The sequence below is a fragment of the Peribacillus sp. NPDC101481 genome, assembly GCF_044767165.1.
In the GTDB taxonomy this organism is placed as follows: domain Bacteria; phylum Bacillota; class Bacilli; order Bacillales; family DSM-1321; genus Peribacillus.
In genome coordinates this window covers 546108-566091 of sequence record NZ_JBIWNJ010000003.1, presented here as the reverse complement: position 1 = coordinate 566091, position 19984 = coordinate 546108, and the positions used below count along the sequence as shown (strand labels likewise).

Genomic DNA, 19984 nt, shown 5'->3' with positions numbered 1-19984 from the left:
CAATCTTATAGGGAGAAAAAACGGTCTCTTTCACTTGAAATCCATTTCTCTGCATCTTCTTCATCCTTTTTAACCAACCGGTTAACGAGGATATCATGCCAAATGTAATTTTCGAGAAAATTGATATGAATGGGATCATCTGTGTAGAACGCGGTTTCCCTCGTTTCGGGCGAAGGGCCGTAAATCGTCTCCTTGCCATCGATGGATAAAATGAACCATTTGTTTTCTCCGATATTTTCCACATAGCTTGTTTTGCGATGTATATCTATACCTGATAATGGGTTTTCAACCTGAAATGCAATCCCCTTTAGAGTGCAATGCGCGGCGACCCCTTTTAGCTCTTGTTCAAGTTTTTCATACATCTCGTCCCATAAGGAAACCACCACCCTTTTCTCGGCTTTGTGAATCAAAGTACGGCAGAAGGATAGGATGTGCCCTTCACCCTTAAGCGTCATTACACGATTGTCGGACATCGGTTCGATTTTCTCGAATTGCTTTAGTGTATGACTGATGGATTGATAGGTATTGTTCCATTTTGATTGAACCGATTCCAAAAAAACATCGACTGGCAGCGGTGAATATTTTATCGAGTCATTGATTTCCTCTTTTAAGACGATTCCTTCTTCTTGCAGTCCATTTAATATCTCATAGATGCGGGCCCTCGGAATTCCTGATTCCTTGCTTACTTGATAGGCACTGGATGGGCCTTGGCGAACCAAAGAAACATAAGCCTTTGCTTCATATTGACTAAACCCGAGAGACTGTAGTTTTTGAATGATATCTTGCATAGTACCTCCTAGTGCTTTTAGTAAGTTATATGCCTATCATACCAAATCTCTTATCGAAATCTATTTCGAATTCAAATCGGCATGACTCATAATATTCTTATTTACAGAATGGTTTCAATTAGTTACTATCTAAATAGTGACTAATAAAAAAACAGCTTATGGCTTCTGCAAAACAAGCAATCCAGCCTGAATGCCATTGATACGGAGGCTTCTTAGATGGAAGATATACAAATTTCAACACTTTTGCTGCTGATGTTTTTCGGATTTTTGGCAGCATTCATTGATTCTGTGGTCGGCGGCGGCGGCCTGATTTCAATACCCGCTTTATTATTTTCAGGACTTTCCCCGTCAGCAGCGATCGCAACGAATAAGTTAGCAAGTTCCATGGGGTCTTTAACAAGTACCATTGCCTTCATTCGCTCAGGTAAGGTTGATTTCAAATTGGTTTCCAAACTTTTCCCATTGATTTTCATAGGTTCCCTGCTAGGAGCTTGGGTTGTCAATTTCGTCTCGCCTGAATTATTAAAGCCAATGATCTTGGTTCTATTAATAGCTATTGCCATTTATACCTTTTTTAAAAAGGACTGGGGCCAGAAATCGACTTACCATAAACTCACATGGCAAAAGGCTGCACTATTTGCGTTCGCTATATTTGCGATTGGTTTTTATGATGGGTTTTTGGGCGCTGGAACGGGATCTTTCATTTTGTTTGCCTTTTTAATGATTGGCTTTGATTTTTTGCACTCTGCAGGAAATGCAAAATTTTTGAACTTCGGAAGTAATTTGGCAGCACTGATCATGTTCATATTCCTTGATACCGTCAATTTTTCCTATGGAATACCGATGGGGATCTCCATGATAGCAGGAGCGTTGGCCGGTTCTAAATTTGCTATTAAAAAGGGAGTGGCCTATGTAAGAGTATTATTTATCATAATAACCGTCATTCTGATCATGAAAAATATAATGGATTACTTAATGGGCGGCTAATTTTTAAAAAAATAGAATTCAGCACCTGATTCCCGCCACAGTATGTGACATATAGGAATTATTTGGGTATATGATAGGTATAGACTGTGTGGAAAGGTGTGGTTGGATGATTGAAAAGTGGAATGGCGAAGAAATGGCAGATGCATCAGGGCAAACCATTGTGATTACTGGTGCCAATAGTGGGCTTGGCTTCGAAACGGCTTTTGCACTGGCGGGTAAGGGGGCAGAAATCATCCTTGCTGTCCGGAATGCTTCAAAGGGAGAAAAGGCGGTCGATAGAATCCTAGGGGTCCACCCTAAGGCGAATGTACGCGTGATGCAGCTGAATTTAAGTGATTTAAGCAGCATTCGGCATTTTGCTGATTCCTTTCAGGAAAACTATGACTCACTCTCCGTCCTCATCAATAATGCAGGTGTGATGATTCCGCCATACAGTAAGACGAAGGATGGTTTCGAGCTGCAATTCGGCAGCAATCATCTCGGTCATTTTGCTTTGACAGGTCTCCTTCTTCCGCTAATCCTTTCTACGCCAAAATCGCGTGTGGTCACATTGAGCAGCTTGGCCGCCATCAATGGATATATAGACTTCGAAAACTTAAATGGTGAAAACGGTTATAAACCAATGAAATACTATGGGCAAAGCAAACTGGCCAATCTACTCTTCGCCCGTGAATTACAGAACAAATTCACCCAGCATGGTGCAAGTCAGATCAGTGTTGCCTGTCATCCGGGCCTTTCCCATACTAATCTCATGTCACGCGGATCTGGCAAACCCATAAATAGATTCGTGCACTTTCTTTCGAAAACCATCACCCAGCCGGCAAGTATGGGAGCATTGCCTACCCTTTATGCCGCAACGGAGCCTACATTAACAGGCGGGGAGTACATCGGACCCGATGGAAAGAAGAGCAGAAAAGGCTTTCCTAGAAAAGACGATATCATCGATACCTTATATAATGAAGAAACTTCTAAAAGATTATGGGATATTTCAGAAACCTTGACAGAGGTCAAATATCGTTTCACTGTAAGCATCACACCAAAATGACTCTATATTTCCCCTGTTTTTTCATGAACGGTGCAAAAAAAAGAGGGAGCATAATGCCCCCTCTTTTCGCTTCATCATTCAGCGTCAAAAACTTCGACTTTTTCCATTTTATCGCCATTTTTCATAGCTTTGGCTGTTTCTAATCCAGATGTCACTTTACCGAATACTGTGTGAACACCGTTAAGATGCGGTTGTGGTTCGTGCACGATAAAGAATTGGCTTGAGCCTGTATCTTTTCCGGCATGTGCCATTGATAGGCTTCCAGCCTCATGTTTGTGAGGGTTTCCTTCTGTTTCACATTTGATTTGCGTGCCGCTTCCGCCTGCGCCTGTACCTGTTGGATCTCCGCCTTGGCTTACGAAACCAGGGATTACACGGTGAAAGACCACACCATTATAAAATCCTGTGTTTGCCAAGTTTTCGAAGTTAGCCACTGTGTTCGGTGCTTCGTTCGGGAAAAGGTCGAATTCGATTTTTTCCCCATTTGCCATAAGTATGTATCCTTTTTTAGCCATGTAAAACATCTCCTTTAATATGAACTGAATCAAATCTTATAGTACCACTTTTAGAAGCAGAAAGAAAAGCAAGCGCTACTTATTTCGAATTGTATCATTATACATTCCTATATTTTTTCTTTTATAATGGAGTAGATTCATTATTATAAGGGGGAATGTACCATGATTCAGCAATTTGATGCTTTAGTCGTGAACAAGCAAGATGATCAATTCACCGTTAACATTCAGAAACTATCACTTGATGATCTACCTCAAGGCGAAGTGCTCATCCGCGTTCATTATTCCGGTGTGAACTATAAAGATAGCCTTGCAGCCATTCCGAACGGAAACATCGTCAGCAGCTATCCGATCGTTCCGGGCATTGATATGGCTGGTGTAGTCGTTTCATCTGAGGATTCCCGCTTTAAAGAAGGAGACGAAGTCATTGCGACCTCCTATGGGATTGGCGTTTCCCAATCAGGAGGCTATAGTCAGTTTGCCCGTGTTCCTGCAGAGTGGATCGTCCCGTTACCTGATGGCCTTACAATGAAAGAGGCGATGATCATCGGAACGGCCGGTTTCACTGCAGCACTATCGGTTCTGCGATTGGAGGAAAATAACCTCACTCCTGAGCAAGGGAGCGTTCTCGTCACTGGTGCAACTGGCGGGGTTGGCAGTTTCGCTGTCTCGATCCTTTCCAAACTTGGCTATTCCGTTGAGGCGAGTACAGGAAAAGAATCGGAACATGGATACTTGAAGAAAATCGGTGCGGCGACCATTGTATCACGAGAAGATGTATATGATGGCAAGCTGCGGGCACTGGGCAAGCAAAAGTGGAGCGGCGCGGTAGATCCCGTCGGCGGTGAACCGTTAGCATCGGTCCTTAGCCAAATCAAGTATGGCGGAGCTGTAGCGGTCAGTGGATTGACAGCTGGTACAAGCCTTCCTTCCACCGTCTTTCCTTTCATCCTAAGAGGGGTTAATCTTCTTGGGATCGATTCGGTCAATTGCCCGATGGATACAAGATTGAAAGTTTGGCATCGTCTTGCCACCGATTTTAAACTCGAGCATTTAGAACAGCTCATTCAACAGGAAATTACACTTGAAGAATTGCCTGACGTCCTTCCTACCCTATTAAAAGGGGAAGCAAGAGGCAGAACGATCGTTAAGCTATAATCCAAAAAGTGACGAGAGCATGGCTTCTCGTCACTTTTCATTGTGAACTTTCATTGATAGGGAGACTGATATCTACAATCGTCCCTTCTCCCACTTCGCTGCTGAAATGAATTTCCCCGTTATGCTCATGGATGATTTTAGTGCTGACCATGAGCCCAAACCCTGTTCCTTTTTCAGAAGTGCTATAAAAAGGCTGGCCTAGATGCTTCATGCGCTCATTTGAGATTCCGCAGCCTTGATCCATGAACCGGATCATTGCAGAGTCACCTTCTTGGTTTAACTCTATATGAAGTTTGCCGCCATTCGGCATGGCTTCTATCGCATTATTGACGACATTCGTGAATACTTGTTTTAACTGATTCGGTTCGCCAAAGACAGATGCCGAATCCGTATTATATTCCTTGATGACTTCGACATCATTCAATATCGCTTGAAACTCAGCTAACGTAATTACACTATCCAATATATCGTTAAGCTGAATGAATTCACAAACCTTCGCTTCAGGCTCTGCTAAACTTAAAAACTCATTGGCCAGGTTTTCGATTTTTTCTACTTCACTGACCATCATTTCAAGATAGTCCTTTTGCTCAGGATCTTCCCTTAATAATTGTAAAAATCCTTTCACCGTAGTTAATGGATTTCTTATTTCATGTGCGATTCCCGCAGCCATCTGTCCTACCGCCGATAACATATTGGATTTACAGAGCAGCTCTTCGGTCTTTTTACGCTCCGTAATATCCCTGCAAAATACCTGTATGGCCGGTTGACCTTTATATATAATCGGAAGACCGAGTGTTTCTCCATAAAATACTTGGCCGTCAAGTCGGATGAACTTTTGTTCCAGTAAACCAACAGCCTGATGATCGTCCCTCATGATCTCGATTCTTTTTTGTACACTTTCCCGGGACTCCAGGTGAACGAACTGAAAAACCGATTTACCGATAATATCTTCGACACTATCCATCCCAAGCATTTTTGCCCCCATGGGATTCATGTACTCTATTATCCCATTGCGATGTACAAAAATCGCTTCAGGTGACACTTCAACTAAACTGCGATACCTTTGCTCACTTTCCTTCAAGGCAGCTTCAGCAAGTTTTTGATTCGTGATGTCCCGATAAACGAAAACGAGGGCACACGTCTCATTTTCATCATTACGGATATTGAACAGGGAAATGCTTACATCGATTAACTGGCCATCCTTCCTTAACCTGACCGTTTCAAAGCCTTTCCTTTGTATCCCTGCCTTAATCTGGTCATGCAATTCATTGACTGACTCCTTCAAGAAATCCGGAATAATTGGAAACGGCATGCCTATGAGCTCATCATTCGTCCAACCGAAAAACTCTTCAAAAGCTGCATTCACTTGAAGGGTCTTTCCTTCCAGATCAACAATGGAAATGGCGTCCGGGTTGTTCTCCATGAAAGACTTAAATTTCTCGGTATTATCCTTGGTCTGTTCCCCCATTTGCCCTTGTCCATAATTAATAAGCCTTTTACTCATCAATTTTTTTATTCCTTTCTTATCCGGAAATTTACAGTCTCAATTTTACAGTATCAGTAAATCATTTGCCAGTTTTATCATATGCTTTATCCAAGTTAAGGATTGATGCACAAAGAGGCCAAACCACCATAAGGTTCAGCCTCTTTCTTAAAATGTATTATAAATATTTGGACATTCTGTACCTGTTGGTTCATAAAAGCAATGAAGCTTGAAACGTCCAACCAGGGGCTGATTATACCAGGTGGCCGGACAATCTCCCGGTGGCCTGAAGTACCATAGGCTAAATTTCGAGGGCCAAATCCTTTCACCATTTACACTGCGGCGTGCAAGTCTTTTTTCCCTGTCCCTTGCCCGCTGATAAAAATACCCCTTCTGTACAGCTTCAAAAGCATGCTCCTGATAGATCATGTCTGGAATCGTCCTCAGCCCTTTGAAATCGGAACAATTCGATCTAATCCGATTGACCCCTACATTACCGATCATCAACATGCCCTGATCACCTTCTCCCTCGCCTTCCGCCCTAAGCAATCTTGCCAATAAGGCTATATCGGCATCAGTGTGCTTTACAACGGCCATTCCATCACCTCCACTTTTTTTATCCTATGCCTCGCAGATGGAAAAATACTCCGTTTATTAACAAAATCTTCATACGAGATACACGTCCTATCAATAATACAACCCTATACTTAAGTAAGGCTGGATAGCACGCGTGGCTATCATGGTATTTGGCGAAGGCGGGGCCAATACTTTCTTTATACATATAAAAAAGGCAACACATAATGTGCGTCTCGGACTGTAGACAAACTCGATGAAATTCGAGTTTATCTACAGTTTTTTAAAGGTTTGTACAATTTGCCTTCAGGCCCTCGCTTAACTCAAAAAGGTTGCGGAATGGTGTCATTCCGCAACCTTTTTGTCTGCAAACTGAGGCCGCACACATTGTGCAGTCCTTTTATCTTGTCATTCTTTCGATTCAAATGCCGATTCAAACGCCAATGATACCTTTTCGAACTCTTCATCCGATTCGATATCGAGCAGTTCACCTTCGCCTTCGACCCTGAAAAAGAAAATATCGATATCTTCATCTGTATCCTCTTCAATATCTTCAAGCAAACCTACTGCAACATATTCCGTTCCTTCTACATCCAATGAACCTAAAACCTCAACTTCATGACCTTCATCACTGTCATCAGTAAGGGTGAAAATTTCACCTTCACGAATTTTTCCCATACTACCTCTCCTCTCATATCCATTAATAATGGAGTTGTTTCCATAGTATATCTACTAATCCATTTAGAAACAAATTTTTGCCCTGGAAAATGTTAAATTTCATTCTTACATGAAAAGAATCAATCAATAGATATTATGGAAGAAAACTATTATCCCATAAGCTATTTATCTTTTTTCATTATTTACCAATACTTTCCCTTTATTAACATCATTTAAAAAATTATCTAAAAACGGCTATAAAAATGTAATTTAATTCCGAATAATCTTATATATACTAATATTAGCAAATTGAATCTGGATTTAATGAAGGAGGAAGATTTCTTGGCTGTTAAGAGGGTCGATCACGTTGGCGTTGTTGTAAAAGATCTTGAAAAATCCATCGCCTTTTATCAAGATGTGCTTGAATTAAAATTAAAAGCACGCATGACTCATACTAATGGGGTAATCGAACTGGCATTCCTCGGTTACGAAGAGTCTGACGAAACAGAAATAGAATTGATTCAGGGATATAGCGACACACTGCCATCCGAAGCAACGATCCACCATTTTGCCATTACCGTGGATGATATCGAAGGTGAATATGCCCGGATCAAAAGCTTGGATAACACCGAGCTGATTGATGAAGAGATCGTCACCCTTCCAAATGGTTATCGCTATTTCTACGTTTATGGACCGGAAAAAGAGTGGATTGAATTTTTCCAAAGGTAAAAAGCATACTAAAAAAGCAGAGTCTTAGAGACTTCTGCTTTTAACGCTTCTTCAATATTTTAGCAAAATTTACAGATAAAAAACCTTTCTTTACTTAACTGAAGTAATTTCTTAATATTCTGCATTTATCCTAAAAGTAATAATATTTTTGGAGGTATGCATTTTGGGGAAAATGACCAAAAAGGTAGCAGGAATTACGTTAGCGGGCGCGGTAGCCATTTCATCACTGGGTATTTCAACTATGAAGGAAGATGTTCAGGCCAAAGACAAGAAAAAAGAACCAACAAACGTCATCATGATGGTGATGGATGGGACAAGTACAGGAGCCACAACCCTTTCAAGGTGGTATAAAGGCGGTAATCTAGCCATGGACGAAATGCTGTCTGGCGGCATGCGTACATATTCTGCTGAATCGGCCATTACAGACTCAGCTCCTGCAGCAACAGCGCTTGCGACAGGAAATAAATCCAATGATAAATTTGTCGGTGTCCTGCCAGCCATCGTTAATTCTCCAGGGCTCGATCCGGTTAATCCGAAAAATGCCCATAAACCAGTCGCTAACGTTTTGGAGGGTGCGAAACAAGCCGGAAAGGCTACTGGAATCATTTCTACATCTGAAATCCAGCATGCTACACCCGCAGGCTTCTCCGCTCACGTGACACATCGAAGCAATTATGGTGATATTGCGGAACAGCAGGTTTATCAGGGGATTGACGTCGTTTTGGGAGGGGGCAAGGAATCCCTTTTACCTGGTAAAACAAAAAATGCAAGAATTGATGGAGAAAACCTTTTGGAAGTGCTTGATGAAGACAAGTATGATTTTGTTGAAACCCGTGACGAGCTGTTAAACTCTAAATCGAATAAAATTTGGGGCAGCTTTGCACCAAGTGCACTGGCATATGATTTTGATCGTGAAACAACAAAGCCAAGTGAGCCCACTTTGGCTGAAATGACCAACAAAGCCCTTAAAACCTTGAAAAAAGATAAAGATGGCTTCTTCTTATTTGTCGAAGGAAGCAAGATTGACTGGGCTGCTCACGGAAACGACACGATTGGAATGATTAGTGATACTTTAGCTTTTGATGATGCCGTGAACGAAGCCCTTAAGTTTGCAAAAAATGACGGAAACACGATGGTCATTGCTGTAACGGACCATGGGAACAGCGGAATTACAATGGGTAACGTAAACACGAACTCCTCCTACCCGGAAACTCCCGTATCAGCCTATATCGATCCATTAAAGAAAGCGAAGATGACTGTTGAAGGAGCTTTAAGTAAGTTAAAACCAGATCATTCCAATCTAAAAGAAGTTGCAGCACTGTATGGACTTGATGATCTGACTTCTGAAGAAACAGCAAAACTTACCTCTTCTAAAAACATAGGTACTGAAATGACAAAGCTGCTTGCTAACCGTGCCAACATTGGCTTTACAACAGGCGGTCATACAGGGGAAGACGTATTCCTGTATTCTTATGGCCCTTCAAAACCGACTGGATTAGTGGAGAATACAGACCTCGCTAAAAAAATGGCCGCATTCATGGGCTTTGATTTACAAAAATTATCGAATAAACTATACATGAATGCTAAAGATTCCTTTGAGAAAAAAGGATATTCAACCCGTATTGATGTTACAGACCCGAATAACCCGGTTTTCGTAGCGAAAAAAGGGCAGCAAAAAGTAGAGTTGCCTGCAAATAAGAATATCGTTATCAGCAAGACCCCTAAATCCACTAAGCAAAAGGAAATAAATGCCATAACTGTTTACAACGGAAAAGACTTCTATATATCTGAACAAGCATTAAAGGCAGTCAAGTAAGCAACACTTTTGAATGGGAAGGAGCCCATGTTTTTAACAAGGGCTCCTCAGACTGTAAACAAATTAATTAAAGTCCCAGTTGATTTAAGAAATCCGCTCCCTTTCCGCCGACTGTCTGCCAAGCCTCCTCACCGCAAGCGGCTGTGGGGTCTCGGCTAGCCAGTTATTCGGCAGGAGTGTCGCCAATTTCTTCAATCTAATGAGGTTTCATCCGTATAAACAAGGAAAAAGCACTACACTGCCCTTTATTCGGACTCCATACCCCTTTTGTCGCCAAACTGAGGAGCCCTTGTTAACAAGGGCTCCTTTTCTAATGAATGATTTAGAACTCCCTGCTTCACCAGCTTGACTTTTTGACACCCGGCAGTTGCCCTTTATGAGCAAGTTCCCTAAAAACGATACGTGACATGTTGAATTTGCGCATATATCCACGGGGCCTTCCCGTCACTCCACAACGATTGTGAACTCTTGTCGGCGAAGAGTCACGAGGGAGTTTGGCCAATGCGTCATAATCCCCTTTCTCCTTCAATTCCTTTCTAAGTTTTGCATACTTTTCGACCATTACCAGCTGTTTTTCTGCTTTTATCACCTTGGATTTTTTCGCCATTTTAATTCTCCTTTTTTAATAATCTTGATTTTATTAAATCTATAAACTATTCACAATTCGTTCCGCTGCCTGTCTTGCTCCCGATATATTCCTCGAAATCGGTCCCATTTCAATTTGTTCCAGTCTTCCTTTTCCACATACTTCTGCAGGCTGAATGGATTCACATCCAGATGGTGGACGGATGGAGAACGTAAATATGGCATTGAAATGACTTCCGTACAATGCTTCCATCTTGCCAATGGCTCTTCATTTCTATCAACAATCGCAAGCTGGTCCACTGTTGTTTTTCCTGACTTAAGTAAAAATGCAGCCATCGTGATACCTTGAATGCCTCCGCCAATAATGATCCATTCCAACTGAACTTCCCTCCTTTTATATCCATCTCCTTCAATAAAACATAATCATTACGATTTAAACCTTAAAATTACTTCGTTTCTCGGTGAAGCGTGTGTTTCTTTAATCGCGGGCAGTACTTCTTCAATTCGATCCTGTCCGGGTTATTCCGCTTGTTTTTCGTTGTGATATAATTGCGGTCCCCTGATTCTGTGCATACTAATGTAATGTTTACTCTCATTTTTATTTCCTCCTAAAGTTTTTAATGAACGCTTTCCGTAAATGCAGGCAATCGATCTTCATACAAAGACCAATCCTGCAGCAACTCTTTTTCCGTCAATAAGCATTGATCTAATTCAGCTTCTATTTTCTGTTGATTTATTTGAATTCCAATCATCACCAATTCCGTCATCCTGTCACCGTATACTTCATTCCACCGTTCCAATAATTCAGGCGCTTCCTTTAAAATTTGGCGCTGTTCTTCCTCAGGGTATGCTGCGATCCATTTACCGGCGGCTTGTAAAGTTAATGACGGTCCTGCCTGCGATAGCAAGCCTGCCGTATCATTTCTCGATGCCAGCCAAAGGAAGCCCTTTGCCCTCACCACTTGTACGGGCCAATTTTCTAACCACTCCATCAGCCTCTCGGGATGAAACGGTATTTTCCTTCTGTAAACGAAGGATGAAATCCCATACTCCAGGGTCTCTGGGATATGCTCTTCATTCAATTCCTTTATCCAGCCCGCTCCTTGGCTTGCCTCTTCAAAATCAAATAAATGTGTATTCAATACATCCTTTAGCGGCACCTTGGAATGATTTGTTTCAATGATCCTTGCATCCGCATTCATTTTATGAAGAACCGCCTTTAATTCCTCAACAGCGTCATCATCCATTAAATCGATTTTATTTAACAGGATGACATTGGCGAACTCTATCTGATCTATTAGTAGATCGACCACTTCCCTGCCACCGGCAGCATCAGTTGCCTGAATCCTGTCAATAAGTGTTTCTCCGGAAGTGAAGTCTTGCCAAAAGTTATACCCATCAACAACGGTGACCATCGTATCAAGCCGGCAATATAACGATAAATCAATTCCCATGCCTTCATCAACATAGGTGAAGGTCTGGGCTACAGGTACCGGTTCGCTTATCCCGGTCGATTCAATCACGATGTAATCAATGTCCCCTTGTTTCGCCAATTTCTCCACTTCAATCATCAAATCCTCACGAAGCGTGCAGCAAATGCAGCCATTCTGCATTTCCACCAGTTTTTCATCGGCCCGGGTAAACCCTCCCTGTTTGACTAGTGAAGCATCAATATTGATTTCACTCATATCATTAACGATGACGGCAACCTTCAGGTCATTCCGATTTTCAAGAATATGATTCAAAAGCGTCGTCTTTCCCGCCCCAAGGTATCCACTCAATACCGTAACCGGAATTTTCTTCATCTCCATCCATACCACTCCTTTACCTGTTTTCTTTTCTGTTTGTAAACCAAAATGATTACGATTTAAACGCCGAAGCCATCACCCATATAAAAACACTCTCTAATAATAAAACGTAATCATTACTATTTGCAAGTTTTTTTCAAAATTGCCTCCGAATACTTTTTCTGAACAAATGTAATCACTATTGCTCCGACACCTGCAGCATGTGCAATCAAGGATAAACGAAAGGTACTGACATTCTTAATGAAACTAAAACAAAAATCAAATGGAAGCCCAATCACACATAACTTCATGTGTAATGAAGCTCCATTGCAGTTTTATCTTTTATTGTACTTCCTTATTGCAAGCTGCTGTTCATCAACAACGTCCCAATATACAATACATTTTTCTTTTTCTTTGTTGTAATTCGAAAAAAATTATTGGTTACTGAGCTTATTCCGCCATTTCCCACCCTGAAGATGTTACTGTCTTTTGTTCAAAAGTTTCAATCTCTCTCTGTTTCGCCAGCTTAGAAGCTTGTGACATGGACCACGTTAAATTCCCAAAGGCAATCACTGTCCCGATCGAGATAACTAACACCTTTTTACAAAGTATTTTCTTCAATAGCTTCCTCCTGAGAATGTATTGGAATACTCTAAATATAAACCAACATTGTTAATCTGACATGTAGCTGCTGTAAATGTACGAAATTATTTCTGTACATATATAAACACAAAAAAGCTGAGTGCATATGCAGTCAGCTTTTCATAGGTGGTTCTTATTTATAAAACACTTTGTCGACGTTGTATTTAGCATGAAGCTTATTGATCATGTACGTTTCATAGATTTCACGTTCCATAGCGTCTTCGACTAAAAGAATGTCAATTTTCTTGACTTCATTACGATGCTCTTTAATCGGAGAAACATTATCCTCAAAATGCTTCTTGACCCTTGGTCTTAATTTACGGGCTTTACCGACAAAAATCAGTTCATCATTCTCATTGTAAAACAAGATGATGCCGCCTTTATCACGGGGAATCAAATGAAAATCGATAAACCCGTAAATTTCAGGAATGACAGCTTCGTCTCCTTCTATAACTTGCTTTCTTTGTTTGATGCTTATATCCGCTGCAGGGATTTCAATTTTAATCATTACAATTCACGTCCTCTATTTGTATAAAGTGAAACTTTCAATCGGAATCGAAACTCCAGTTTCACGCCAAGCTCATCACTTCAATCTTAAAGGTAAATGGTATCATAATTATGAGTGAAAAGCCATGAATGCCTTGATCGGTTTAGATGATTTTGGATTAAATATAAAGAAGAAGACTCGCTGGGAGCCTCCTTCTTTGTCGGAAATATCCTTTACCACCTGTGAGCCTTTGCATTGCTTCTTAGTATAATGTTTGTTTGTGATTCTTGCGTGTGGCCATTAACTTGAGATTTTGAACGCTTAGGTCTTGTCCAATTATGGTGAAACTTTTGAGAATGTGGATCTAATTGATCTTTATAGCTCATTCTGTGTCACCTCATCATTAGGATTTGGATATTCCGTTCAGTGATAGTAATCCCCATCACTTGTTCTAGTATTTTATTTTTCCAAGCCATTTATACATATTCTTTAAAAAGCGAATTCAGCTGACTTGCCTTTTGCAAGGACTTCCCCTTCTTCATCCACCGCATCACTTGTCATGAGGGATATGCCCAATATGTCTCCATCATTTAGAATGAAACCAATGTTTCCGCTTTTTGAACCGTTTCCTTCTATTTCACCAGTAAGTTCTTCCAAGTATATCTCATCTTCCCATGTCAGATGTTCTTCCCTGTCCGTTTCAAGGAAAGCAACTGGGGAAAACTTAATTTTTTTATCCGAATTGTTTTTGATTTCCACGTTCACTTTTACGATACCGAAATCTTCATCATGCGTATACCCGTGGAAGAAATCAATCATGCTGTAATCCGGAGTGGCATGCATCACTTTCATTTCTTTAACTTTAACCTCGATCGGGCCAACATTGAGCGTTTCATTAACCTTTTTATAGGCCTTCAAAGTTAATTCGCCTTTGGCATCAGAAACATTCTGACCGATCTGGTTCAAGTTTATATCATCAGGAAGCTGTGGATTCGGAACATAGACATCCTTTTTTTCCAGTGGTCGTGCAATTTCCTCTGTTTTATCTTTAGCTGTAGTTTCTTCTTCGTAAGCTGGTTGTGTATTAAGAGCGCCAAATGCGGTTAATAACAGGGCACCAATCATCAGTCTGTTCATTGAATCCCTCCCTGAAGTGTAATTACTTCTTTAATAGATCAAAGATGATTTTGGCCTGATCCGTGTTATCGACCTGCCCGGCAAAACGTTCTTTATATGGGCCGTATGCGTAGACCGGAACATCTTCACCCGTATGTCCCCCAGTAGTCCAGGCAGTATTGGTCCGGTTATCGAATATAGCTTCGATGGCATTATCGACGTTCGTCACATTTTTTGTTTTTGCAGCTTCTGTTACCGTTTTGATTTCATCATCAGTTAGCTTCACTTCATTTTGGTTAATATATTGCTTTAACGTCTTTTCAACATCGGCTCCTTTGACAATGGCATCCGCCATGAAGTCAGGGGTGCGTTTGGCTGCCTTGATCGGTTCACCGTACCAGTTATATATTCCTTTGGCTCCGATCGAGAATCCTCCTGTAGAGTGATCCGCAGTAGCCACCACTAAGGTATGTTTGTCTTTCTTCGCAAATTCCATGGCTGCTTTGTATGCTTTTTCAAAGTCTTCCATTTCACTCATTGCACCTACGATATCATTATCATGTCCGGCCCAATCGACCTGGCTTCCCTCGACCATAAGGAAGAATCCATCTTTATCTTTATTCAAACGCTGGATCGCTGAACTTGTCATGTCTTCCAAAGAAGGTGTTTCACTTGGGCGGTCAATCATTTTCGGGAGTCCTTCAGAAGCGAATAAACCAAGAACCTGTTCATTTTTGTCCTTAAGCATTTGGTTTTTATCAGTCACATAACTGTAACCGTCTTTTTCGAAGGCTTTCGCCAAATTGACATCAGGCCGGACAAAATTGGACTTACCACCGCCCAATAGGACGTCAATTTTATGTTTGCCCCTGATTAAATCATTATAATAATCGTCTGCAATTGAATTCATGTTTTTCCGATTTTCATCATGGGCGCCAAAAGATGCAGGTGTAGCATGAGTGATTTCTGAAGTGGCAACCAATCCCGTCGCTTTTCCTTTTTCCTTTGCTGCTTCCAATACCGTTTTGACTTCGGATTTATCATTATCCACTGCAATGGCAGCGTTATAAGTCTTCACCCCTGCAGACATTGCCGTTGCGGCTGAAGCTGAATCCGTTATATTTTGTGCAGAGTCTTCTGGGTAAGTCATCTGCTGGCCAACCAAGTACTTATCAAACTCGGTCCGTTCCGCCGCCTTCGTACCCGGGTTATCTTTTAAATACCGGTAAGCGGAGGTATAGGAAACACCCATGCCGTCACCGATCAGGAAAATCACGTTCTTGATTTCCGGTTCTTTTTTTGGGTTACCCTTTGCCGAAACATGATCCGCAGCGGACCATGATAAACTTCCAAATGCTAATGCCGAAACGAGTGTAATCGGTAAAACCTTTTTACTCCATGTGCTATTCAAACGAATGACCTCCCGTTAATCTTTTCTATTTAATTTAACTATAGGTGAAGAAAATGAACTCAATGTCAAGGCTATGTAAAAAAGCAGCAGGATAATTGTTAAGACAAGGTAAAGACAGCAATGTCACGAAATTGTATGCACTTTTATGAAGTTGTTGGTTATTCAGGAAAATCATCAGTAGTGGGGGCATATTACAGGCTTTAGAGGAATGAAAAAGATTTGGTTAACACCAACGTGGGTAAATGATCTTGAACAGGGTTCTTTACAATCCACGTCTTCAAATCGGTGGTTAGGATTTTAAAAATACTAAAGGGGAAAAGAAAATAAAGCATCCAAACAGGATGCTTCAGAGTCAGACTATAGACAAATTCGAAGAAAAGTTTAGGGACGGAAAGGAAGCAAATTTCTTAAATCACCTGGAACATTGATTGAAGCGTAGGGCACTCGCTTTCCCAGGACGGTCCGGGAGCCCCCTCGGCGCTCTTTGCGCCTGAGGGGGTCTCCCCTGGACTCGCTTTTCCCGCAGGAGCCTCGCACCTTCCATTCCAATCAACTGGAATCGTTTTTAAAGAAAAACTGTAGAATGGTCTCATCCCGAACTGTTTAAGACTAGTTTATACTTCATGGTTTTTTACTGTTTTACAAAACTTCTACTTAATTAAAGAAGACACCAAAGGTGCTTAAGGCGAGGAGGCTTGGTAGACAGTTCAACTTTAACGCGTTATAAAGAAAAAAACTGTAGGATTTTCACTATTATTTCTCTACAACTAAACATTCCAAAGCACGGGCCGCATTCACTCTTGCCACCTCGATTGAATCGGCAGATGACAAGGCGACTGCCACCCTTCTGCCTGCCTTTGTAACAGGTTTTCCGAAAAGGCGCACTTGTGTATTAGGTAAAGCCAAAGCCTTTTCAACACCAACTATAGAATATTCCGATAACTCTTCTTGAGCTTTTAATGGACGGCTGGCACCTGGGCTGATCAGCTTGATTTCCGGGATGGGGAATCCTAGAATCGCCCGAATATGAAGAGCAAACTCGGACAAATTCTGAGTCACTAATGTCACTAGCCCCGTATCATGCGGACGTGGAGAAACTTCACTGAAATAGACTTTATCCCCTGAGAGGAAAAGCTCAACCCCGAATAATCCGTACCCACCAAGTTCATCAGTAATGGCATGGGCAATTTTTTTCGCTTCCATTATTTGAGCTTCTGTCATATTATGCGGCTGCCAGGATTCAATATAATCCCCGCCCTGCTGTATATGGCCGATGGGAGCACAAAACATAGTACCATTTACAGCCCGAACAGTAAGCAGCGTGATTTCCGAATCAAAACGGATAAATTCTTCAATGATCACCCGGCCATTTTGAACCCGGCCGCCTTCCATCGCGATTTTCCAGCAATCTTCCAGGTCACCTTCCGTGCGGCACACACTTTGCCCTTTACCTGAAGAACTCATCAGCGGTTTAACGACATTGGGAAAGCCAACTTCCTTGGCAGCTTGGACAAATTCTTCATATGTATCGGCGAATTTGTACGCTGCTGTCGGAATCTCCAGAGTTTCAGAAGCCAATCTCCTGATTCCTTCACGATCCATAGTCAATTTAGCCGCTCTTGCCGTCGGAATGACATGAAAGCCTTCCTCTTCCAACTTTACTAATTCGGATGTAGCGATGGCCTCGATTTCCGGCACAATCAAATCAGGTTGTTCTTTTTCTACAACTTCCCTTAGTTGTTCCGCATCCAGCATATCGATCACATAACTGCGATGAGCGACTTGCATGGCAGGGGCATGTTCATAGCGGTCTACAGCAACGGTCTCCACACCAAGCCGCTGTGCTTCAAGTATGACTTCTTTCCCCAATTCACCTGAGCCCAATAATAAAATCTTTTTTGATTTATACATTCAGTCTCTCCTCCTTAATTCCTCAAAATCATTATATACGAACTATAAACGAATAAACATAAATATTTATTCGTATTTTCATTTGTATTACACCAAAAACATTAAAAAAATTATTTAATTTGAGTTTTTCCAAAAACACACTTGACAAATAGGAATAATAAGCTTTATGCTGGATGAAAATATATAAGCTGACCAGTTCACTGGAGGCTCCCTATTCAACATGAATAGGGAGCCTTTTCGTTTTTATCAATAAGGGAGGAAATACACTATGCAAAAGGAATCGGTGAGGCCCATTTTCCCTATATGGAATGAGAAGAAAAATGGCCGCTTTGAGGATATGAAGTACATCAATCTGCCCGACAGATTATTTTTCGAATGGTGCCGGCAGCAATATGCCCTGAATAGAGGGGTTTACAATGCAATCGATAATTGGTTCTATCAATATGGCATTGACCATATACTTTACCGAAGGATCAACCTTTTAGCCTTTTTGGAATTTGCTGCTCCCCCGGCACAAGCAGCCGGAAAGACAAAGTTCATTAAATTTGGCAGTGGCGGACTAACTAAAAAGTTGCAGGAGTTCATTGCAGATTAACCTGAATCTTATAGGCCCCTTATCAGTAATACGCCAATTCTCCTCCTACTGGTAAGGGACAATTTATGCGAATGTCGAAATTTGCAATACGATTATTTTTGAAAATGTAAGCGCTTTCTATTATAATGAAATTAGGTTGGATGGCATGCGTGGCCGTCAAAGTATCTGGCGTAGGTGGGGCCAATACTAGCGCTAAGGAAGTTAATCTTCTTTACCGCAAAACTATTAGTATTCCTTTTGGTAGGGGCTGCAATATTACTGGGACATGGAGAATGTCCGTTAATTTCAGGCTAAAAAGCGAGTTAATCATGCAATCGATAAGTAAAGCATAACTTTACTTATTTTTTGCAGCAGCCCTCATCGTTTCAAGTCTAATGGTGTATAAGACTAAAAAGCTCTTCCCCATGGTAACGGAGTTGAGCTTTTTCATTTGGTCAAAATTCACATATATAACCCTGCCAAGAAAATCCCAAGCGACTTCTGATAAATCTCATCGAACTGTGATATAGGGAGGGGATTCGTTCCTTTGCCCAGCTCCACGGTAAACCCCGGCCTGCGCCAATCCTGAATGAACCAATCCTTATACCCTGCGTAACTATTGGCAGATTTGACAGGCTCATATCCACTGACCCTCGCAAACTCATTGACTATCGTTTCCGATTCGGGCGGTTCCAAACCTTCAAAACCCCAATAAATGACCTCTCCTTGGGTATGGAACGCAAGGACTTTGCCAAAGTCACGTTTTCTTGTCAACTCAGACATTGCAATGGCTTCCGGCTGTGTAAGCGGCCCTTCCCCGGGATAATTTGCCGGACCTGGCTCCGTTACATTATTGCGTTCTTTTTCCAGTTCCCATTTGGCGGGAAATTGATCATTCAGATCCACCCCGTTAATATTTGCCTTCCAGCCAGAGAAGTCTTCACTTCCGTTATTCCATTCCAAGAGCCGTCGTCTTAATGACTCATCTGCAGGCGGGCCTTTAAGAACCAACTCCACTCCGTCCGGATTCACCATTGGGACGATCGACAGCATCGTCTGTTGATAAAAAGGAAACAGAGATAGACCGCGGATGTCAGCCTGATTCGTGATTGCGAGTAAATAATCATTTAAAAAGGTCATGATCACAGGCGTCGTTATCCACTCATTCGCATGAAAGGAACCATTGTAGTGAACTCGTTTGTTACCATTCCCAATCAGCACTTCGGGGATATCCCTTTCAAGCACCGAGTCCCCGATGGGGGAGGTTTTAATAAATGGATAGATAGTTTTCAAACGTCTTACATCCGTCATCATCGTCTCATAATCATATTCCCGATTTCCTTGAATAAGCCTCCACGTAATCCTTAATGGCACAGAAATTGTCTGACCGACTTGCAGGGCATTCGGGTTGAGATTGGGATTAGCCAAAAATAGGGCATCCAATGAAAGATTACGTGATCTTGCAATTGCCCATAACGAATCGCCTTGCTTAATACTATAGCCGGTCGTCGTAAAGCCAGGAATTTTGATTTGTTGGCCAATCATAAGTGCAAGTGGATCAATCCCACTATTGGAATCAATGATAAGTTGGTAATTCACCTTGAATAATTGGCTATAATACCACAAGGAATCATTCTGCCGCACAAAAACGTCCATACTGCACCTCCTCTTAAGCAAATGTATGCTAATTTGATTTAATTATTGCCAACGCACCCTCCCCCAT

General features: G+C 41.6%; 22 protein-coding genes. 6 read left to right on the top strand and 16 right to left on the bottom strand.

Annotation, left to right across the window (positions count from 1 at the left end):
• Positions 1-5: 5 nt before the first annotated feature.
• Entirely contained in the window at positions 6-788 is a 783-nt protein-coding gene (locus ACIROD_RS21505) for a TrmB family transcriptional regulator (protein WP_402943934.1), read from the bottom strand.
• A 216-nt stretch (positions 789-1004) separates the two neighbouring features.
• Here ACIROD_RS21505 and ACIROD_RS21500 point away from each other — a divergent pair, with 216 nt between their 5' ends.
• Together ACIROD_RS21500 and ACIROD_RS21495 are read left to right on the top strand one after the other, a co-directional pair.
• Complete coding sequence (locus tag ACIROD_RS21500; RefSeq protein WP_101223565.1) at positions 1005-1775, top strand: sulfite exporter TauE/SafE family protein; 771 nt, start codon at positions 1005-1007, stop codon at positions 1773-1775.
• 106 nt (positions 1776-1881) lie between these two features.
• A complete protein-coding gene (locus ACIROD_RS21495) occupies positions 1882-2820 on the top strand; it encodes an oxidoreductase (RefSeq protein ID WP_402943930.1) in 939 nt (312 codons plus the stop codon).
• Positions 2821-2894: 74 nt separating this feature from the next.
• Here ACIROD_RS21495 and ACIROD_RS21490 read toward each other — a convergent pair whose 3' ends face one another.
• On the bottom strand, positions 2895-3335 hold the full coding sequence (locus tag ACIROD_RS21490; protein WP_095679904.1) for a peptidylprolyl isomerase: 441 nt from the start codon (positions 3333-3335) through the stop codon (positions 2895-2897).
• A 162-nt stretch (positions 3336-3497) separates the two neighbouring features.
• Between ACIROD_RS21490 and ACIROD_RS21485 the strand changes: the two genes are divergently transcribed.
• Complete coding sequence (locus ACIROD_RS21485) at positions 3498-4490, top strand: NADPH:quinone oxidoreductase family protein (RefSeq protein ID WP_101223567.1); 993 nt, start codon at positions 3498-3500, stop codon at positions 4488-4490.
• A gap of 37 nt (positions 4491-4527) precedes the next feature.
• Here the strand turns inward: ACIROD_RS21485 and ACIROD_RS21480 are convergent, their stop codons facing one another.
• The 3 genes from ACIROD_RS21480 to ACIROD_RS21470 all read right to left on the bottom strand — a co-directional run bounded on the left by ACIROD_RS21480 (position 4528) and on the right by ACIROD_RS21470 (position 7224).
• Positions 4528-5994: a PAS domain-containing sensor histidine kinase gene (locus ACIROD_RS21480; RefSeq protein WP_402943924.1), complete on the bottom strand. Its 1467-nt coding sequence runs from the start codon at positions 5992-5994 to the stop codon at positions 4528-4530.
• A gap of 147 nt (positions 5995-6141) precedes the next feature.
• The gene (locus tag ACIROD_RS21475; protein WP_063234126.1) at positions 6142-6570 is read right to left on the bottom strand and encodes a cell wall hydrolase; all 429 of its coding nucleotides are present in this window, start codon (positions 6568-6570) and stop codon (positions 6142-6144) included.
• A gap of 384 nt (positions 6571-6954) precedes the next feature.
• A complete protein-coding gene (locus tag ACIROD_RS21470; protein ID WP_101223569.1) occupies positions 6955-7224 on the bottom strand; it encodes a DUF1292 domain-containing protein in 270 nt (89 codons plus the stop codon).
• A gap of 321 nt (positions 7225-7545) precedes the next feature.
• Here ACIROD_RS21470 and ACIROD_RS21465 point away from each other — a divergent pair, with 321 nt between their 5' ends.
• Entirely contained in the window at positions 7546-7932 is a 387-nt protein-coding gene (locus ACIROD_RS21465; RefSeq protein WP_230176238.1) for a VOC family protein, read from the top strand.
• Between the two features lie 172 nt (positions 7933-8104).
• Positions 8105-9748, top strand: a complete 1644-nt coding sequence (locus ACIROD_RS21460) for an alkaline phosphatase (protein ID WP_402944064.1) — start codon at positions 8105-8107, stop codon at positions 9746-9748.
• A gap of 337 nt (positions 9749-10085) precedes the next feature.
• Here ACIROD_RS21460 and rpsN read toward each other — a convergent pair whose 3' ends face one another.
• The 10 genes from rpsN to purT form a co-directional block, all read right to left on the bottom strand.
• A complete protein-coding gene (rpsN, locus tag ACIROD_RS21455; RefSeq protein WP_402943918.1) occupies positions 10086-10355 on the bottom strand; it encodes a 30S ribosomal protein S14 in 270 nt (89 codons plus the stop codon).
• 50 nt (positions 10356-10405) lie between these two features.
• Entirely contained in the window at positions 10406-10711 is a 306-nt protein-coding gene (locus ACIROD_RS21450; protein ID WP_402943915.1) for a hypothetical protein, read from the bottom strand.
• Between the two features lie 68 nt (positions 10712-10779).
• Positions 10780-10929 (bottom strand): 50S ribosomal protein L33, encoded by a 150-nt coding sequence (gene rpmG, locus ACIROD_RS21445; protein ID WP_402943912.1) that lies wholly within the window; start codon positions 10927-10929, stop codon positions 10780-10782.
• Between the two features lie 21 nt (positions 10930-10950).
• Positions 10951-12144 (bottom strand): GTP-binding protein, encoded by a 1194-nt coding sequence (locus ACIROD_RS21440; protein ID WP_402943909.1) that lies wholly within the window; start codon positions 12142-12144, stop codon positions 10951-10953.
• 426 nt (positions 12145-12570) lie between these two features.
• The gene (locus ACIROD_RS21435; protein WP_156500230.1) at positions 12571-12741 is read right to left on the bottom strand and encodes a hypothetical protein; all 171 of its coding nucleotides are present in this window, start codon (positions 12739-12741) and stop codon (positions 12571-12573) included.
• A 154-nt stretch (positions 12742-12895) separates the two neighbouring features.
• On the bottom strand, positions 12896-13276 hold the full coding sequence (locus ACIROD_RS21430; RefSeq protein WP_170946990.1) for a nucleotide excision repair endonuclease: 381 nt from the start codon (positions 13274-13276) through the stop codon (positions 12896-12898).
• A 206-nt stretch (positions 13277-13482) separates the two neighbouring features.
• On the bottom strand, positions 13483-13635 hold the full coding sequence (locus tag ACIROD_RS21425) for a YpzG family protein (RefSeq protein ID WP_072272311.1): 153 nt from the start codon (positions 13633-13635) through the stop codon (positions 13483-13485).
• A 103-nt stretch (positions 13636-13738) separates the two neighbouring features.
• Positions 13739-14386, bottom strand: coding sequence for a DUF4352 domain-containing protein (locus ACIROD_RS21420; protein WP_402943904.1), 648 nt, complete (start codon positions 14384-14386; stop codon positions 13739-13741).
• 22 nt (positions 14387-14408) lie between these two features.
• Positions 14409-15776, bottom strand: a complete 1368-nt coding sequence (locus ACIROD_RS21415; RefSeq protein WP_402943900.1) for an alkaline phosphatase — start codon at positions 15774-15776, stop codon at positions 14409-14411.
• A 753-nt stretch (positions 15777-16529) separates the two neighbouring features.
• A complete protein-coding gene (gene purT, locus ACIROD_RS21410) occupies positions 16530-17687 on the bottom strand; it encodes a phosphoribosylglycinamide formyltransferase 2 (protein WP_230176235.1) in 1158 nt (385 codons plus the stop codon).
• 268 nt (positions 17688-17955) lie between these two features.
• On the opposite strand from purT, the gene ACIROD_RS21405 reads away from it, so the two are divergent.
• Positions 17956-18282, top strand: a complete 327-nt coding sequence (locus tag ACIROD_RS21405) for a hypothetical protein (RefSeq protein WP_402943897.1) — start codon at positions 17956-17958, stop codon at positions 18280-18282.
• A gap of 441 nt (positions 18283-18723) precedes the next feature.
• Here ACIROD_RS21405 and ACIROD_RS21400 read toward each other — a convergent pair whose 3' ends face one another.
• Positions 18724-19917 carry a M14 family metallopeptidase gene (locus tag ACIROD_RS21400; protein ID WP_101223577.1) on the bottom strand — a complete coding sequence of 398 codons (1194 nt, stop codon included), beginning with the start codon at positions 19915-19917 and terminating at the stop codon, positions 18724-18726.
• Positions 19918-19984 lie beyond the last annotated feature (67 nt).

Excerpts from the sequence above, each read along its gene's own strand:
- ACIROD_RS21505 (WP_402943934.1), bottom strand. The coding sequence starts at position 788 with ATGCAAGATATCATTCAAAAACTACAGTCTCTCGGGTTTAGTCAATAT.
- ACIROD_RS21500 (WP_101223565.1), top strand. The coding sequence starts at position 1,005 with ATGGAAGATATACAAATTTCAACACTTTTGCTGCTGATGTTTTTCGGA.
- ACIROD_RS21495 (WP_402943930.1), top strand. The coding sequence starts at position 1,882 with ATGATTGAAAAGTGGAATGGCGAAGAAATGGCAGATGCATCAGGGCAA.
- ACIROD_RS21490 (WP_095679904.1), bottom strand. The coding sequence starts at position 3,335 with ATGGCTAAAAAAGGATACATACTTATGGCAAATGGGGAAAAAATCGAA.
- ACIROD_RS21485 (WP_101223567.1), top strand. The coding sequence starts at position 3,498 with ATGATTCAGCAATTTGATGCTTTAGTCGTGAACAAGCAAGATGATCAA.
- ACIROD_RS21480 (WP_402943924.1), bottom strand. The coding sequence starts at position 5,994 with ATGAGTAAAAGGCTTATTAATTATGGACAAGGGCAAATGGGGGAACAG.
- ACIROD_RS21475 (WP_063234126.1), bottom strand. The coding sequence starts at position 6,570 with ATGGCCGTTGTAAAGCACACTGATGCCGATATAGCCTTATTGGCAAGA.
- ACIROD_RS21470 (WP_101223569.1), bottom strand. The coding sequence starts at position 7,224 with ATGGGAAAAATTCGTGAAGGTGAAATTTTCACCCTTACTGATGACAGT.
- ACIROD_RS21460 (WP_402944064.1), top strand. The coding sequence starts at position 8,105 with ATGACCAAAAAGGTAGCAGGAATTACGTTAGCGGGCGCGGTAGCCATT.
- rpsN (WP_402943918.1), bottom strand. The coding sequence starts at position 10,355 with ATGGCGAAAAAATCCAAGGTGATAAAAGCAGAAAAACAGCTGGTAATG.
- rpmG (WP_402943912.1), bottom strand. The coding sequence starts at position 10,929 with ATGAGAGTAAACATTACATTAGTATGCACAGAATCAGGGGACCGCAAT.
- ACIROD_RS21440 (WP_402943909.1), bottom strand. The coding sequence starts at position 12,144 with ATGGAGATGAAGAAAATTCCGGTTACGGTATTGAGTGGATACCTTGGG.
- ACIROD_RS21425 (WP_072272311.1), bottom strand. The coding sequence starts at position 13,635 with ATGAGCTATAAAGATCAATTAGATCCACATTCTCAAAAGTTTCACCAT.
- ACIROD_RS21420 (WP_402943904.1), bottom strand. The coding sequence starts at position 14,386 with ATGAACAGACTGATGATTGGTGCCCTGTTATTAACCGCATTTGGCGCT.
- purT (WP_230176235.1), bottom strand. The coding sequence starts at position 17,687 with ATGTATAAATCAAAAAAGATTTTATTATTGGGCTCAGGTGAATTGGGG.
- ACIROD_RS21405 (WP_402943897.1), top strand. The coding sequence starts at position 17,956 with ATGCAAAAGGAATCGGTGAGGCCCATTTTCCCTATATGGAATGAGAAG.
- ACIROD_RS21400 (WP_101223577.1), bottom strand. The coding sequence starts at position 19,917 with ATGGACGTTTTTGTGCGGCAGAATGATTCCTTGTGGTATTATAGCCAA.